At 33.0% G+C, this 16232-nt stretch carries 16 protein-coding genes; 11 read left to right on the top strand and 5 right to left on the bottom strand.

Features of this window, described 5'->3' with window-relative positions; genetic code table 11:
- The first annotated feature begins 6 nt into the window (after nt 1–6).
- The 4 genes from corA to H3T96_RS13100 all read left to right on the top strand — a co-directional run bounded on the left by corA (nt 7) and on the right by H3T96_RS13100 (nt 2790).
- Nucleotides 7–948: a magnesium/cobalt transporter CorA gene (corA, locus tag H3T96_RS13085; protein ID WP_039127672.1), complete on the top strand. Its 942-nt coding sequence runs from the start codon at nt 7–9 to the stop codon at nt 946–948.
- Between the two features lie 195 nt (nt 949–1143).
- Nucleotides 1144–2103, top strand: a complete 960-nt coding sequence (locus tag H3T96_RS13090) for a glucokinase (protein ID WP_144093169.1) — start codon at nt 1144–1146, stop codon at nt 2101–2103.
- Nucleotides 2104–2125: 22 nt separating this feature from the next.
- Nucleotides 2126–2371 carry a YcgL domain-containing protein gene (locus H3T96_RS13095; protein ID WP_039127699.1) on the top strand — a complete coding sequence of 82 codons (246 nt, stop codon included), beginning with the start codon at nt 2126–2128 and terminating at the stop codon, nt 2369–2371.
- On the top strand, nt 2368–2790 hold the full coding sequence (locus H3T96_RS13100; RefSeq protein WP_039127666.1) for a YcgN family cysteine cluster protein: 423 nt from the start codon (nt 2368–2370) through the stop codon (nt 2788–2790). Before H3T96_RS13095 ends, H3T96_RS13100 begins: the two co-directional genes overlap by 4 nt.
- Nucleotides 2791–2828: 38 nt before the next feature.
- Here the strand turns inward: H3T96_RS13100 and H3T96_RS13105 are convergent, their stop codons facing one another.
- The gene (locus H3T96_RS13105; protein ID WP_065737358.1) at nt 2829–3386 is read right to left on the bottom strand and encodes a YggT family protein; all 558 of its coding nucleotides are present in this window, start codon (nt 3384–3386) and stop codon (nt 2829–2831) included.
- A 37-nt stretch (nt 3387–3423) separates the two neighbouring features.
- Nucleotides 3424–4125: a YggS family pyridoxal phosphate-dependent enzyme gene (locus H3T96_RS13110; protein ID WP_144093167.1), complete on the bottom strand. Its 702-nt coding sequence runs from the start codon at nt 4123–4125 to the stop codon at nt 3424–3426.
- Nucleotides 4126–4161: 36 nt separating this feature from the next.
- Here H3T96_RS13110 and H3T96_RS13115 point away from each other — a divergent pair, with 36 nt between their 5' ends.
- The 4 genes from H3T96_RS13115 (at nt 4162) to H3T96_RS13130 (ending at nt 6981) form a co-directional block, all read left to right on the top strand.
- Nucleotides 4162–5106: a type IV pilus twitching motility protein PilT gene (locus H3T96_RS13115; RefSeq protein ID WP_144093165.1), complete on the top strand. Its 945-nt coding sequence runs from the start codon at nt 4162–4164 to the stop codon at nt 5104–5106.
- A 126-nt stretch (nt 5107–5232) separates the two neighbouring features.
- A complete protein-coding gene (gene proC, locus H3T96_RS13120) occupies nt 5233–6042 on the top strand; it encodes a pyrroline-5-carboxylate reductase (RefSeq protein WP_144093164.1) in 810 nt (269 codons plus the stop codon).
- A gap of 307 nt (nt 6043–6349) precedes the next feature.
- The gene (locus H3T96_RS13125; protein WP_039127656.1) at nt 6350–6559 is read left to right on the top strand and encodes a cold shock domain-containing protein; all 210 of its coding nucleotides are present in this window, start codon (nt 6350–6352) and stop codon (nt 6557–6559) included.
- A 158-nt stretch (nt 6560–6717) separates the two neighbouring features.
- Nucleotides 6718–6981: a DUF5339 domain-containing protein gene (locus H3T96_RS13130; protein WP_144093162.1), complete on the top strand. Its 264-nt coding sequence runs from the start codon at nt 6718–6720 to the stop codon at nt 6979–6981.
- A gap of 17 nt (nt 6982–6998) precedes the next feature.
- Here the strand turns inward: H3T96_RS13130 and H3T96_RS13135 are convergent, their stop codons facing one another.
- From H3T96_RS13135 to H3T96_RS13145, 3 genes are all read right to left on the bottom strand, one after another.
- Nucleotides 6999–7397 (bottom strand): thermonuclease family protein, encoded by a 399-nt coding sequence (locus tag H3T96_RS13135; protein WP_198228699.1) that lies wholly within the window; start codon nt 7395–7397, stop codon nt 6999–7001.
- A 363-nt stretch (nt 7398–7760) separates the two neighbouring features.
- The gene (fabA, locus tag H3T96_RS13140) at nt 7761–8282 is read right to left on the bottom strand and encodes a bifunctional 3-hydroxydecanoyl-ACP dehydratase/trans-2-decenoyl-ACP isomerase (RefSeq protein ID WP_039127647.1); all 522 of its coding nucleotides are present in this window, start codon (nt 8280–8282) and stop codon (nt 7761–7763) included.
- 145 nt (nt 8283–8427) lie between these two features.
- A complete protein-coding gene (locus tag H3T96_RS13145; RefSeq protein WP_144093160.1) occupies nt 8428–10200 on the bottom strand; it encodes a Lon protease family protein in 1773 nt (590 codons plus the stop codon).
- A gap of 135 nt (nt 10201–10335) precedes the next feature.
- On the opposite strand from H3T96_RS13145, the gene H3T96_RS13150 reads away from it, so the two are divergent.
- The 3 genes from H3T96_RS13150 to H3T96_RS13160 all read left to right on the top strand — a co-directional run bounded on the left by H3T96_RS13150 (nt 10336) and on the right by H3T96_RS13160 (nt 16051).
- Nucleotides 10336–12162 (top strand): DUF3413 domain-containing protein, encoded by a 1827-nt coding sequence (locus H3T96_RS13150; protein WP_144093158.1) that lies wholly within the window; start codon nt 10336–10338, stop codon nt 12160–12162.
- A 623-nt stretch (nt 12163–12785) separates the two neighbouring features.
- Nucleotides 12786–15152, top strand: a complete 2367-nt coding sequence (locus tag H3T96_RS13155; RefSeq protein ID WP_144093156.1) for a type VI secretion system Vgr family protein — start codon at nt 12786–12788, stop codon at nt 15150–15152.
- The gene (locus H3T96_RS13160) at nt 15152–16051 is read left to right on the top strand and encodes a hypothetical protein (RefSeq protein WP_144093154.1); all 900 of its coding nucleotides are present in this window, start codon (nt 15152–15154) and stop codon (nt 16049–16051) included. Before H3T96_RS13155 ends, H3T96_RS13160 begins: the two co-directional genes overlap by 1 nt.
- Nucleotides 16052–16232: the final 181 nt, after the last annotated feature.

The following is a 16232-nucleotide window of genomic DNA, read 5'->3' on the forward strand; positions in this document are numbered from 1 at the left end:
GTCCTTATGATTAATGCGTTTGGATTAAAAAACAAACAATTAGTAAAAATTAATGAAAACGATATAAATAATGCGACATGGATTGATTTAATTGAACCAGAAGAAGCCGATCGCGATTTTGTTTTAACACATTTAGGACAAAACTTAGCAACGAGTATTGAATTGGATGATATCGAAGCGTCAGCCCGTTTTTTTGAAGACAACGAAGGCTTACATGTGCACTCATTCTTCTTTTATGAAGATGCAGAAGATCGTGCAGGTAACTCGACGGTTGCATTTACTGTACATAATGGTCGACTGTTTACCTTACGTGAGCGTGATTTACCTGCATTTCGTTTGTATCGAATGCGCTCACGTTATCAGGGGATGAACGATGGGAACCCGTATGAAGTATTACTTGACCTATTTGAAGTTAAAGTTGAACAATTAGCTGACCAAATCGAGAATATTTATAGTGAACTGGAAGAATTAAGCTTAATTATCATGGATCGTTCATCTCAAGAACATTATGATGAAGCAATTACATCATTAGCCGAACTTGAAGACACTGCATGGAAAGTAAGACTCTGTTTAATGGATAGTCAACGTGCCGTTAATTATGTAGTACGCCGTGCTAAGATGCCAGCCGATCAATTAGAACAAGCTCGAGAGGTTATTCGCGATATTGAGTCACTTGTTCCACATAATGAATCATTATTTCAGAAAGTAAATTTTTTAATGCAAGCAGCAACTAGCTTCATCAATATTGAGCAAAGCCGAATTATTAAAATATTTTCGGTTGTGTCTGTTGTATTTTTACCTCCGACAGTGGTGGCCTCAGCTTATGGTATGAACTTTGAAAATATGCCAGAATTGAAATGGGAATATGGTTATCCATTTTCGTTATTATTGATGTTACTTGCAGGGGTTGCACCTTATATTTATTTTAAACTTAAGAAGTGGCTATAATTGTTATTTACTTACAATATTTAAAATATTTATCTGCTGACTGAGTTAGCACAAGTGTTTATTGGAGTAATAATCAGTTAACGGAATTAACTTAATGTAACTAGTTAATCACATTGACCGTTTTACTTTCTTCAACAAATAAATGTAATGCTTGCTATTTAAAGAAAAGAATTAATTTTCACAGAAGGGAATAACATGAATCAACATGCACTAGTTACGGATATTGGTGGAACCAATGCCAGATTTGCACTTTATAATTTAGCAACTAACGAACTGTCAGGAGTTACTAAGGTTGTTCTTTCAAAAAATGATGTTTTATTAAATTTAATCAAGGATTACTTGCAAACACAAGCAGTCAAAATTAGTATGGCTTGCATCGCAATTGCTTGCCCAATTGATAATGAAGATATCATCAATATGACAAATAATCATTTGTCATTTTCACGTTCAGAACTGATTAAAGAATTAAATCTGACTAAACTTGAAGTAATTAATGATTTTACGGCTGTATCGACTTCAATTCCTAAATTAACTAAACAAGATTTAGTAAAAATTGGTGGTGATGAACCTGATTTAAATTATCCAATTGCGATTTATGGGGCAGGCACCGGACTTGGTGTATCGCATTTAATCAAAGTTAATGAGCGGTGGATTAGTCTGCCAGGAGAGGGGGGGCATACTGAATTACCGATGACCAGTGAAGATGAAGATCGGATTTTAGCCCAATTACGTAAAAAATTTGGTCGTGTTTCAACAGAACGCTTTTTATCCGGTAATGGCATTGTCAATATTTATCAAGCTTTATTACAAATTAATAATCAACCTCAACAAGATATTACACCTGATGTTGTTGTTAAAAGAGCATTAGACAATAGTTGCCCAATTTGTTTACAGACGCTTACCTATTTTTGTACTTTTATGGGGCGCTTTGGTGGTAATTTAGCTTTAACGCTTAATACGCAAGGTGGTGTTTATATTGCTGGTGGTATTGTACCGCGATTTATTGAATTTTTTAAAGCATCCCCATTTAGAGCGGCTTTTGAACATAAAGGCCGTATGTCATTTTTAGTCAAAAAAGTTCCTGTTTATGTGATAACACATGAAGATCCAGGTCTATTTGGCGCAGGTGTTTATTTACAAAATAGTCTTAAATAATTGAGTAAGGTTCTATTCTATGATGTGGTGTTATATTTACCGAAGTACTAAAAAAGAAAATTGTTATTTGTACATGGAAAATGAAAATGATTTTTCTGCGATTCCGGAAAAAATAATGTCTATTTTTGGTGCTCCAGTGTTTGTAATGAAAGTACTTCTTGATGGTAAACGTCAATTTGTGGTGGGTACTGCACAAGAAATAGAAGAAAGAATTAAAACGGATGGATTTTTCTTACAAATGTTAAAAGAAGACGATTTCAAAGTATGATTGAGCCATTTTGGGAACACAAAACCTTAGAACAAATGAGTGATGATGAGTGGGAACAACTTTGTGACGGTTGTGGTCAGTGTTGCTTAAACAAATTACAGGACGAAGATACTGGCAAAATATTATATACCAATGTTGCATGCAATTTGCTTGATTCTAAAACTTGCCAATGCAGGCATTATCATAATCGTTTTGCCTATGAGCCTGATTGCATTAAATTGACGCGAGAAAATCTTTTAACCATTGAATGGTTACCGTTAACCTGTACTTATCGTTATTTTTCAGAAACAGGGCAGTTACCTGAATGGCATCCTCTTATAATGGGAAATAAAAAGCTTATGCACAAGCTAAAAATTTCAGTTAAAAATCGCATTGTGTATGAAAAAGATGTGATTTGTTGGGAAGATCATATTCTTTAAAAAAGGGAGCATTTACTCCCTTTCTTAGTTTTAAAAACTTAAAGTAAAATCCATAGATAGCCCACAATATCAAAAGCGAGCATATTTAAAAACATTAAAATAAACACAAAAATCATGAACGAGATATCAATTATACCAAGAGGTGGTACAATACGACGGATAGGAGCTATAAACGGTTCAGTTAATTGAGCTAGTAATTCATCGGCTCCGGATTGCCCTCTACTTACCCAACTTAAAATCGCGCGAAATAGCAATAACCAAAATAAAAGATTCCCGGCATCATGAACTATTGCGGCGACAGCATATAACAGATATTCAATAGAAAATATTGGAGTGTTAGTTAAGTTAAAGTACAAAACAAAAATAATTTTAATAACTGCAAATAGATATAAAAGGATCCATGTAGCAGTATCAATTCGGCCAATTGACGGAATAACTTTACGTAATGGACCAATGATAGGTTGCGTTATTTTGACGATAAATTGGGTAAAAGGATTATAAAAATTTACGCGCACACGTTGCATCCATAACCTTAAAATCAAAACATACAAACAAAAGGTTAATACGGTTTTCCCTAAAAAGAGAATCGATGTCATTTAAAATTCCTCAGAATAAAGATATTTAGCCAATATATCACAAATACTGCCGTGCACCAAAGATAGCCGTACCAATGCGAACCATAGTACTACCTGCATTAATGGCAGCCGGCATATCGCCACTCATGCCCATAGATAATGTATCCATAAATGGATAATCTTTCTGTAATGAATGCAAGAGTTGTTGCATCTTAGTAAATACCTTAAGTTGCTTATCATAGTCATTTTCAATTTCAGGGATTGCCATTAATCCTCGTAGATTCAGATTAGGTAAGGCAACAATCTGCTTGACCAACTCCGTAACCTCTTCAGGTTTTACTCCGGATTTACTGGCTTCTTGACTAATATTAACTTGAATCAACACATTCAATTTAGCCATATGGTTTGGACGTTGATCACTTAATCTTTGTGCTATTTTGAATCGATCAATGGTGTGCATCCAATCAAAGTGTTCAGCAACTAATTTACTTTTATTTGATTGTAATGGACCTATGAAATGCCATATTAAGTCATTATTTGGCATGTGCTTTTCGAAATATTGAATCTTTTCAATTCCTTCTTGCACATAATTTTCACCAAAAGCTAATTGACCAGCATTAATTGCTTCCATAATTTGCTCAACAGGTTTGGTTTTACTAACTGCAATAAGTTGTATTGTATTGGGATCTCTTCCGCATTCTTTAGCAATTTTTTTAATTTCATTTTTAATATTAAGTAAATTGTCTTGTACTGTATTCATGTTAATTCCCAAAGGATAATTAATAGGTAAAATTTAATGTTAAACTCATTGTTGACTCTTAGTGTAACGCAAAATGCTTCGGATTTGCACCTTTCAAGTGGTGAAGCGCCTTATGTTCGTATTAATGGGCAATTACAGTTTTTAAATGCTGATAAACTAATACCAAACACCCTTGAAATAGCGTTATTTGGTTTATTGAATGAATCCCAAAAAAAAATTCTACAGCAACATAGGCAAATAGATTTTGCTTATGATTTGGCTAAAATAGGGCGATTTAGAGTTAATATTTTTTATCAACACCGTGGTATTTCAGCCGTGTTTCGAGTGATTAATCATCGTATTCCTACATTGTCTGATATTGGTGCTCCCGCTATTTTTAGCGAACTTGTAAAAAATGAATCAGGCATCATCCTTGTGACAGGAGCAACCGGTAGTGGTAAATCCACTACTTTAGCCGCATTGATTCAGCACATTAATACGACAATTGCCAAACATATTATTACGCTTGAAGATCCTATAGAATATATTTATAAAAATGATAAATCGTTAATCCAACAACGTGAAATAGCCGATTTTGGTCAAGCTATTGATAGTTTATTAAGGCAAGATCCAGATATAATTTTATTGGGTGAGTTACGCAATAAATCATCAATTCAAGCTGCATTGACTGCCGCAGAAACAGGTCATTTGGTTTTTGCAACTTTGCATACTAACTCTGCTGTGCAAAGTATCAATCGCATTATCGATGTCTTTGAAGATAATTCTCGTGATTTTATTCGTAGCCAACTCTCTAACTGTTTGAAAGCTATCATAAGTCAAAAGCTAATACGTCATAATAATGAACGTAAAGCGCTATTTGAAATATTGATTAATACACCAGCAATCAGTAATTTAATTAATGAAGGTAAGGTCAAACAAATTTTATCGCTTATGCAAACTGGGCAACAATATGGTATGCAAGTAATGCCAAAAAGTTTTTAATAAAGTTTAAAAGTTATATTGTGAAAGATTTTATTTAAGAGTCAGAATTAATAGAAAGATAAATTTTGGGTTTTATTAAAAAAATAATCTATAATCAATTTAACTTACATTCATAGGAGTATACAAATGGAACAGCGTATCGGTTTGATTGGTTTAGGTAATATGGGTAATGCTATATTACAAGGTATTTTAGGGAGTAATATTGTACCAGGCACACAAATTTATGTTTATGATACTCATCCAGAAAAAGGTGAAGATTTAAATAAATCTCACGAAGTGAATAATTTAACATCAGCAAAAGATGTAGCTCGAGAGTCAGATATCGTTTTTGTTGCTGTAAAACCTAATGTTATTGTTGATGTTCTTAGTGATATTCAAAAAGAATTAAAAAAGAATACGATAGTTGTCTCAATCGCTGCAGGAGTGACAATTAAAACAATTGCGAAAAGCATTGGTTATGAGCAAAAAATTATCCGAGTAATGCCAAATACACCAGCATTAGTTAACGCCGCTATGTGCTCTATCACACCCAATACCGAAGTTACCGATGAGGAGTTAACAACAGTACAAGAACTTTTAAATTGTATTGGTGAAACTGAAGTTGTGCCAGAATATTTAATTGATGCGGTTATTGGTGCAAGTGGTTCTTCACCTGCATTTGTTTTTATGTTCATTGAAGCTTTAGCTGATGGCGCAGTTAAAGGCGGATTATCAAGAAAACAAGCTTATAAATTTGCTGCTCAAGCGGTTATGGGATCTGCAAAATTGTTGCTTGAAACAGGTAAACATCCTGGCGAGCTTAAGGACATGGTTTGTTCTCCTGCTGGTACAACTATTGAAGGTGTCCATGCACTAGAAGAAAAAGGTTTTAGAGCGGCAGTTATTGATGCAGTAGAAGCAACAATAAAAAAATCTCAGTCAATGGCTGAAAACTAATTTATCACAATAAATTATATTGTTATGTTATTAATGTAATATTATGATTTAGTTTGTTTTACTATTATTAACAATTATTATAAAAAGATTGCTTGCATTAGTTTACTAATTATGAGTAAATAGTTGCCAGCATATGACATGCGGATTTATTTTGTAACATTTAGATATATGTAGTTGTAGTTTACTTTAACTCAGGTATTGGTTTTCTTCAGTCTCTTCTTATCAGTGTTAATAAGTAGTCTAAGTTTTATGTTTTATGAGTATAGCCTTAAGTGGCTGAGATTAATTTATTTATAGGAAGATTATTATGTCTAAGATTACTGGTCAAGTAAAATGGTTCAACGAAAGTAAAGGTTTTGGTTTTATTTCCCCTGCTGACGGTAGCAAAGATGTGTTTGTACATTTCTCTGCAATCTCTGGTGACGGATTTAAAACACTAGGTGAAGGTCAACAAGTAGAATTCACTATTCAAGATAGCCCACGCGGTCCTGCTGCTGCAGACGTTACTGTGATCTAATCTTCATCTGCTTATCTTATCAGTAAATTATTACTGGTAAGATAGATATCACCCATCAACGTTATATTCCAAATCTTACCTTGTTTTCCGCTAGAAATCATAAAGTATCATTTTCAACAAAAATTTTAATAACTATTAGAAGATCACAAAGGTAAACAATGAAAAAGTTAATATTAACTGTGGTAATGTTGGGTTTCTGTTCTGTTGCAACAGCAGATATACCAGAATCATGTAAAGTATATTTTGATAAAGTAGAAAATATTTATAAAAATATGCCTGAAAATACCTTTAATCAAGAAATACTCGACATAATAAAACAAAACCTTGAACAAGCAAAACAAGAAATTATTGCTTTGCCGGAAGATAAACAAGTTGCTGCTTGTGCTCAAGGTTTAGAGTTACTTAAACAAATCGATAAATAGAATACCGATAGAAAAAGTTAACGTTTATTATTGCGTCGAAAATCCCAAGGGGCTATAGGTTTTTTATCTTTCCATAGTCCTTTTTTGCTTTGCTTAGCCTTTGCTTCAATTTTAACCATCAATTTATTATTAGCCACGCCCTTATAACGATAAGCCCAAGCATAGCCACTTTCAACCATTTTGGCATTTATATTTACCTTATTTAAGAAAATAGTGCCTAATGTTCTTTTATAAATATCTTTCTTGCTCGACTTTACAAAAACTTTTTTACCTGCGATAAGTGAGGCTAAATATTGCTTCGACTTATTGCCATAAGCTTGATTGCTTTCTGGTGCATCGATATCAAGTAGACGAACACGAATTTTTTGCTTCTTGATGGTTAGTATATCAACTGTATCGCCATCGATAACTTTCACTACTTTGCCACTGAAATCAGCGTAAACGAAACTATTTAAAAAAAAAGATAAAAGAATAAAAATAAAAAAACGTTTTAAGAAAATCATAAATTATACTAAATTAAAAATGTTAATTATTAAGAATAGACGGGTAGAGTGATGAGTTAGCGATATGATTTATTGAAAACTGCAAGGCGTTTTGCATTATTGTGAATCTATCTTTAAATTTTTTTTTATAAAAAAACACTAACATAATAAAAAATATTATTAAATTACATAAGTAAAGCATAACCAGTATGACAATCGCTTATAAAGCTAACTGAATAAATTCGGTATTCTATTCTTATATTTTAAGCAAATATAAGAATAGAAAGTCAAAAAAATTTAAAATTCACTTGTATCTTTAAAAAGACCCACTTTTAAATCAGTTGCTTCGTAAATTAATTTACCATCGACAAAAACTTCACCATCACCAATACCCATAATTAATTTACGGTTAATAACACGTTTGAAATGAATTTTGTAAGTAACTTTTTTATTGATTGGAAGTATTTGACCTTTAAATTTAACTTCGCCTACACCTAAAGCGCGACCTTTACCTTTACCGCCAATCCAGCCTAAATAAAACCCAACTAATTGCCACATAGCGTCAAGTCCAAGACAACCAGGCATTACCGGATCATTTTTGAAATGACATTTAAAAAACCATAAATCGGGATTAATATCAAGTTCTGCCTCAACATAACCTTTACCAAAATTACCACCATCCTCATTCATTTCGATAACGCGATCCATCATCAACATTAAATCAGACGGTAATGGAGGACCATCATGACCAAATAGTTCACTATTGCCTGATTTAATCAGATCTGCTTTATCATACGAAGATTTACGTTCAAATGTCATAGGAAAACCTTTTATCTAATGTAATTACATGCATGGCAAATATAATTAAATTATTAAGAACCATGCTTTAAAACCCTAAAAGCGAGTAATGCACTTCATTTTAATTTATTAATCAATCAAATGCTAAGATAAAGTTTATTGGGTATTACTGTTTTTTGCAATATTTTTGCCATTTACTAAGCCAGCTATCACGCTTTTTGTCTTGTATTAGTACTGATTGCATACGAGCATGAATCAGTTTATACAAATTGATGCTACTGCTATCTTTATAAGGCACACCTGTAAGCAGATAGAGTGCATCAGCGATATGCTCAACTGTCCAAATTGAAAACTGCTCTTTTTCAATTGCTTCAATAATTTCATCATTTAAACTTAAATGACGTTGATTGGTCGCAGGGATAATCACACCTTGTTGCCCAGTTAAGCCTTGATGTTTGCAAACAGCAAAAAACCCTTCAATTTTTTCATTTACACCGCCAATAGATTGTACATGGCCAAACTGATCAACTGACCCAGTGACTGCCAATTGCTGATCGATGGCTTGCTCTGATAATGCGCTTATTATTGCGCAAAGTCCAGCAAGAGATGCACTATCGCCATCAATTTCATTATAAGACTGCTCAAACACTAATGATGTGGAAAAAGGGATCTGGTGATTAATAGCAAATTCAGACATTATAAAAGCCTGCATAATCATCATGCCTTTAGAATGGATACTGCCCGCTAAATCAGTTTTCCGCTCAATATCAATAAATTCTCCATCCCCAAAATGAATAAGGCAGCTTAAGCGTGTTGGCTCGCCAATTGCTTTTGGGTATCCAGGATATTCAATTACCGATAATCCATTAACTTGACCCACAACTTGATCTTTTGTGTTAATCATAATTTGATTAGTAAAGATTTCATCATGTAATCTTTCTTGCAAATAAGCTTCATGCCAAGATTTTTGTTTTATTGCTTGGGCAACAGCAAATTCATTTATAGCATTATTTTGTGAAAAATGTGTAGAATTCACCAAAACAGAATTAATCCAATCTACTGAAAGGGGTAAATAATATTGATCGCCTGTATAGCGGGTCGCTTCTTTATAAAGTTTACCAATCGCTGAACTATCAATATTAGGCAACTGTTGCTTATCAGCAATAAATTTTAAGTAATCAACCCATTGTTCAATATCTTCTATTGATTTTACTGGTAATTCATTTTCAAACTCAGTATAGATTGAGGTTGCATAAAACTCTGGTTCAAAATCTTGCAACTCAGCTAAACTTAATCTATCACCAACAAAAATAACACGCAAATCTAGAGGCATAGGAGGAATAGACAATGGTAACGGGTGTGATTCATCAGACGAAAACCATTCAAATTCTTGTTTAATGACCATCTGTTTTAACTTTATCCAAAGCTCTGGTTGGCTTAGTAATGAGCGTAGCCCTAAAATTAAAATGCCACCATTAATTTGATGAACTAAACCTGCTTGTAGCTTAATCTGACCATTTTCAGGTTGTCTGACGCAACCAAAAAGCTTTTCAGAATCGACAGCGGAAACAGCTAAACAACTATCTTGAACGGCAAAATTATCTTGCTTACTTTTTGCTTTGTTCAGTGTGATTTTATTTTCATTGAAAAAATAGCTGTAGCCTAATTCTGATGATGACAAATCAGATTTAACTGCTTGCTCAAGTAAAGAAAATAAAAGTTCACTTTCAGGCGCTTTTAGTAGCATAAATCGTGGACTATAATTTGTTCTTGTATGCGGGCATAACAAAGATAAAGCCGAAGCAATGCGAGGTTGCCATTTAAGTAAATGGGCTGATTTATCTGACACCAATCTGGTTGTATCTACTTGGGTACTCAATGCAGAAATTTTTGTTAAATCAGGTTGGATGTGTTGTGATTTAAGTTGTGTAATTGCCAAAGTTATAGTCTTTATTGTTAGCTAAATAGATCCGAGAATTATAACAAGTATCGATTATAACGCCAACAAGTTACCTAAATCTTTATGCTAACGAATAAAAAAATTACAGAAAGATTTTTTAAAATCAGGTAAACTATGCCACAAATTAATATGTACTTACCATCTCATCATTACCAACGATTAAATATGCTCAAACTTAAAAGTAACCACTTCAAAGATGAACAGACCACACAAATTGTCAGTTGGGGTCATTGGTTTACATTGTTTAATGTATTTGTCGTAATTGCTTTGGGAAGTCAATATTTATTTATTGCTGATTGGCCTCGTACTTTTATGGGACGATTTTATGCAATTATTAGCGCAATTGGTCACTTCAGTTTTTTAACATTTATTGTTTATCTGATCTTACTTTTTCCGTTAAGCTTTTTTATTCGTTCGGCTTGTTGGCAACGAATGATTGCCATAATCATTGCAACATTGGGTATTGCACTCCTTCTAATTGATATTGAAGTGTTTACGCAATTTAGGATGCATCTTAATTTATCGATTTGGCAATTGTTAACAACGCAAAAAGCCTCATTTTTAAGTACTAACCTGATTATTATTCCATTCATTCTACTTTTAGAAATATTGTTTGCAACATGGAGTTGGAAAAAATTACGCAGTTTAAGTAAGCGAAAATGTTTTGCTAGACCTATAGTCATTCTTTTTATGCTAAGTTTTGTCTCTTCCCACTTAATTCATATTTGGGCTGATGCCAACTTTTATAGGCCAATAACCATGCAACGGTCAAGTTTGCCTCTTTCTTACCCGTTGACGGCTCGGCATTTTCTTGAACGTTACGGTTTTATAGAAGAAAATGACTATCGCAATCGTATTACTCAAGAAGGCAATCCGTTTGCACTTGCAATTGAATATCCATTAGATCGCATTACTTTTGACGATACACAAGTATCGAAAAAAAATGTGCTTATGATAGTTATTGATGGTTGGAACTATAGTTTACTGACGGAAAATATGCCGTGGTTAAATGACTTTGCAAAAAGTAATATTTACTTTGGTAATAATTATGCTTCAAGCAATCAAGCTTATTTAAACGATTTTTCACTATTTTATGGTTTAGATCCAAATTATTACAACAGTATTTTAACCAGTCATAAAACATCTATTTTATTTGAAGTAGTCAACCAGCAGCACTATAACTTAGGCTTATTTTCAACAGAAGGATTTTCGGAACCTCTTTATCGTTATGCATTATTGTCTAATTTTACCTTGCCTGATCCTATAAAAAAGAATAACAAACAGACAACAGATAATTGGATCACATGGTATGCTAAACAAAATGAGTTAAATAACCATGCGCCATTGTTTTCTGTTATCCAATACTCTCTGGGTAACAAAAATAAAAAAATGCCAATAGCTGAATTAGAATCCAATGCGATGAAGCTCGATCAATATTTAAAATCGATAATTGATCATTTAAAACAGTCAAACCTATTTGATAATACTATTATTATTATTGCAGGAACTAACGACATAAAAGTTGATAAAGTTAAAAAAACAGCTTTACGTAATGATGTTAATAACTTTAATCGAGAATATCTAAAAGTACCATTAATTATTTCTTGGCCAGGTAAAGAAAGTCTTAAAGTTAATCATATTACCTCACAAATAGATATATTGCCGACATTGATGCAAGATGCATTTAATGTAACAACATCTCCACAAAAATATAGTCAGGGTAATAATTTATTTAGTCAAATCTCGAAACAATGGATTATTGCAGGTAATGAAAATAAAATTGCCGCACTTTATAAAGATAAAACTATTGTTATCGATGAATATGGTCGTTCTAAAGTTTATGATTTAACGGGTAAACAATTGAAAAATGAAAAAATCAGCTTACCTATCTTTTTACAAATTGTTACCGAGAATCGACGTTTTATGGTAGTGGACAATTAACAGTTTAGATTAAAGAGAACGGATTTATTTAAGTAAAAAAATAATTAATCACTTCTTTATTAAAAAAATTGTTCCTCAAATTTCAGATTTAATTTTGTCAAAAACGAGATCACAAATAAAATATTTAATATCCATCCATATAAATCATTAACAAAGAACCGTTTAATTATGGTTCTTTTTCACAAATAAACAATAAGCCAATCAAAAATTCTGAATAAGAATTTCATTCAAAAACCGATAAAATTGACAATTAAAGACTCAATAATGCGCATTGATAGATAGAAAAATTATTTATTAAAGCAAATTGTTGAATTTTTAATTGATAAAATTAATGAATCAGATATAAGTGGCTGAAATTAGAGCTTTTGATGTTCATGAGAACTTTAACTTTATTAATTTTATAAATTAAAAGCTCAATTCATTTACTCAAATAACGTCATGATCACAAGAATTATTTTTAATATTAGCTATCAAATTATTAACAAAATGTAAAAAAAATTTACAAAATCATTGACCGTCCAATTTGAGGTTGTGTATTATTTATATCATCTGTTTGTTTTTTGATTAAATAATATTTAATTGGACTATATCAACCGTTTTTTGAATTAACCAAGGATCCCAACATGGATATAAAGGAGATAAAAGGAGTAGTTGCCGATAGCTTTTCTTCTTTAGTTAGTAATTTTTCACATAATAACTATTCTCTATCAATTGAAAATATTGAAACTTCTCAAATTTCAATATTATCGATAGAAGGTCATGAACATCTAAATCAACCTTGGCAGTATACCATACATTTTACTAGCCAAAATAAACAAATCGCTATTGCATCTGTGCTTAGTCAATTTGCCTCATTGACTTTTCACCCTGCCAATTTACCTAATGAATTGATTAACATCGGTTCATCAATAGCAAGTGACAAACCCAAAACCATCTATGGTGTTATCACTGAGTTTAGTTTAATTTCAATTAGCAATGACGAAGCACATTATCAAGTTATACTTGAACCACGAATAGCATTACTGGCTAACAACCATCAAAGCGCAATATTCCAAAATAAAAGTGTGATCGATGTTGTGGAAGAGGTTTTGCGTAATCATAATTTTACAGGTGTTGATTTTCGCTTCGAATTAAACCAAACCTATCCTATTCGAGAATTTATTACTCAGTGGCAAGAAAGTGATTTAGCTTTCATTCAACGACTACTGGCAGACATAGGTGCTTATTTTTATATTAGTACTCATTTAGAACATAATTGCGATACTATCGTCATCAGTGATTATGAACAAGGATACCAAGATGCTGGAAGTACTATTATTAAGCAACCAAATGGTTTAAATGACAGTCAGCGATATAGTGTATGGGATTTACAATTCAGTAGTAAAACAAAACCTAACCAAGTTAGTGTTAATGATTACAATTATCGTATGGCTGACAGTTCACTTTATGGCAGTGATAACAGTCAACCAAATGATACTACTACCCGTGGTCAAGATTATCGTTACGAAGAGCATCATAAATCGCTCGGTGATGCACAGACAGTTGAAAGTGGTAGTTGGTATGCACACATAAGACATCAACATTACATGAGCGAACAACTCATTATTTCAGGAAAATGTAATGACTATAAACTCATTCCTGGTCAACATATCACAATTGAAGATTGTCCAATTGCAGATATAAAAGACGGTATTATTATTGTTTCGACTAATTGTACGGGTAATCGAACTGATTCTTATCAAACACAATTCACGGCTATACCTTATGATGGCCTTAAACCGTATCGTCCTGCACCATTGCCATGGCCACAAGTAAGTGGCACCTTACCTGCAAGGGTAACAAGTCCTAATGATGATACTTATGGTTATATTGATACCCAAGGCCGCTATCGTATTAAATTCAATTTTGATTTAAAAAATTGGAAAAAAGGTGAGGAAAGTTTATGGGTCAGATTGGCAAAACCGTATGCTGGTGATACATATGGCTTTCATTTTCCCCTTATCGATTCCACTGAAGTCGCCGTAGCGTTCACTAATGGTAATCCAGATCGTCCTTATATTGCTCATGCTATGCATGACAGTAGCCATCCAGACCATGTTACCACTATCAACAAACATCGCAATGTGATACGCACTCCAGCTAATAATAAACTGCGAATGGATGACAAACGCGGGCAAGAGCATATAAAACTGGCAACAGAATTCGGCAAAACTCAACTTAACCTTGGTCATCTGGTTAATGAAAAAAAAGAACAGCGAGGTAGTGGGTTAGAGCTACGTACCGATGAATGGGGGGCGATAAGAGCAGGTAAAGGGTTATACATAACCAGTGAAGAACAAGTAAAAGCGGGTAATAAACAGTTACAAATGGATAGTGCCATTAGTGAGCTTGCACAAGCCAGTGAAATGGTGAAAAGGCTTAATGAATTGGCACAAGCGGCTCAAGCCGAACTTTCTGATTTACAAACACAAAAACAGCTATTTGAACAAAGCTTACAAGAATTAAAACAACCAGGAATATTAACTTACTCACCTTCTGGGATAGCTGATGTGACTCCAAGTTCAATCCAGCAAACTGCGGGTGAAAACATTATTCAAACAGCGCAAAGCAGTATTGATGTCAACGCCTTTAAACGTTTTATGGTAACCGCTGGCAATATGATTAGCCTTTTTGCCAATGCTATGGGTATAAAAATATTTGCATCAAAAGGTAATGTAGATATCCAAGCACAAAATGAAGAAATGCTGTTAACTTCTAAACAAGATATGAAAATTACAAGTACTGACAGTGAAGTCATTATCTCAGCAAAGAAAAAACTTACTCTTGCGTGTGACGGTGTTGGTATTGTATTGGAAAACGGCACTATAAAATTTATGGCTCCTGGTGATATTGAAGCGCATGTTGCTAGCTTTGGTGTGATAAGTCCATTAAGTTACAATGGCAGTTTACCTGAATTACCAGCAGGTAGTACATGTAAGGAGAAAGGGTAATGAAGCAACAATTAATTGCTCTGCTAGATAATGAAAATAACCAAAAATATTATCGTTACTTATTGCTTGATCCACTCACATCGGTAAGTGAACTTGATTTTGTTGGGTTAAATAATATAAAAGATTTATATGGCGAACAAGCCGTTACACCAGTTGTCAGAAAAGATTTAGCTTATGACTTAGACGCTTGCCCGCAATTAATAACGCTTGGTAAACCAAACCAAGAGCTTGAAAACCGATTACTACATTTTAGTTTGATTGAGGCAAAAGGTGAGATATTGCAAAGCAAACGTTATGTATGTTGCTGGCTAGTGAGTCAATATGAGCCTAAAATTGTGGCTAAAATTTTATCTGAAATTGGTATGCATTTAACCCAGTTTTTAGGATCAATATTTGTCCCTTTTTATGAGCCGTTTCGGATGCAATTGTTGCATCAAGGTAATCTAATCTGCCCAGAATTTTTGGCTGATTTATTGAGCAGTTTTGTAAGTTACAGTTATTTAACGGTTAATAAAACTATCGAAACTATTAATAATTTAGGTTACAAACCGAATCCATCAACTATCTTTTTGAGTGAAGATGCAAAATTTTATAATCAACATATCAAAAAGATTTTTGATATCTATTTATCACAAGCAAATATTTATATAAAGCTTGATAAAGAAACTACCCAAATTAATTTACTCGATTTGGCCAGAGCCTATCACAGAGTTTGCTCTTACGGTTTAACCAATTTAAATGATCAACGAACTTTCACAATAATGACACTTCGTTATGGTAATCTACTTAGTAATAGCACATTAAAAATGGCTATAGATCAAGCTAAGTTAAATGAAGGAAGCTTAGCAGAAAGATTTCAAGCGATAGATAGACAAGAGTTTTTATCGATAAAAAACTAAAATAAATAAGAATGAATAATGGAAGAAACAATGACCGGTAATTTAGAAAATACAGAACAAACAGAAACAATAAGTAAAGAAAAACAAAAAAAAGCGGAAGATTTAGAAGATAGAATAATTTATGGTGAACTGGATAAAGGAAAGGATTCTCATTCACCTTTAGCCAATGGCAACTGTGGTG

It is taken from the genome of Gilliamella sp. W8136, from assembly GCF_016101285.1.
In the GTDB taxonomy this organism is placed as follows: Bacteria; Pseudomonadota; Gammaproteobacteria; order Enterobacterales; family Orbaceae; genus Gilliamella; species Gilliamella apicola_N.

Coding starts and splice junctions, on each gene's coding strand:
- H3T96_RS13110 (WP_144093167.1), bottom strand. CDS start 4,125: ATGAATACAGTACAAGACAATTTACTTAATATTAAAAATGAAATTAAA.
- fabA (WP_039127647.1), bottom strand. CDS start 8,282: ATGACATTTGAACGTAAATCTTCGTATGATAAAGCAGATCTGATTAAA.
- H3T96_RS13115 (WP_144093165.1), top strand. CDS start 4,162: ATGTTAAACTCATTGTTGACTCTTAGTGTAACGCAAAATGCTTCGGAT.
- H3T96_RS13105 (WP_065737358.1), bottom strand. CDS start 3,386: ATGACATCGATTCTCTTTTTAGGGAAAACCGTATTAACCTTTTGTTTG.
- H3T96_RS13095 (WP_039127699.1), top strand. CDS start 2,126: ATGTGGTGTTATATTTACCGAAGTACTAAAAAAGAAAATTGTTATTTG.
- H3T96_RS13130 (WP_144093162.1), top strand. CDS start 6,718: ATGAAAAAGTTAATATTAACTGTGGTAATGTTGGGTTTCTGTTCTGTT.
- H3T96_RS13155 (WP_144093156.1), top strand. CDS start 12,786: ATGGATATAAAGGAGATAAAAGGAGTAGTTGCCGATAGCTTTTCTTCT.
- H3T96_RS13090 (WP_144093169.1), top strand. CDS start 1,144: ATGAATCAACATGCACTAGTTACGGATATTGGTGGAACCAATGCCAGA.
- H3T96_RS13160 (WP_144093154.1), top strand. CDS start 15,152: ATGAAGCAACAATTAATTGCTCTGCTAGATAATGAAAATAACCAAAAA.
- corA (WP_039127672.1), top strand. CDS start 7: ATGATTAATGCGTTTGGATTAAAAAACAAACAATTAGTAAAAATTAAT.
- H3T96_RS13100 (WP_039127666.1), top strand. CDS start 2,368: ATGATTGAGCCATTTTGGGAACACAAAACCTTAGAACAAATGAGTGAT.
- H3T96_RS13125 (WP_039127656.1), top strand. CDS start 6,350: ATGTCTAAGATTACTGGTCAAGTAAAATGGTTCAACGAAAGTAAAGGT.
- H3T96_RS13150 (WP_144093158.1), top strand. CDS start 10,336: ATGCCACAAATTAATATGTACTTACCATCTCATCATTACCAACGATTA.
- proC (WP_144093164.1), top strand. CDS start 5,233: ATGGAACAGCGTATCGGTTTGATTGGTTTAGGTAATATGGGTAATGCT.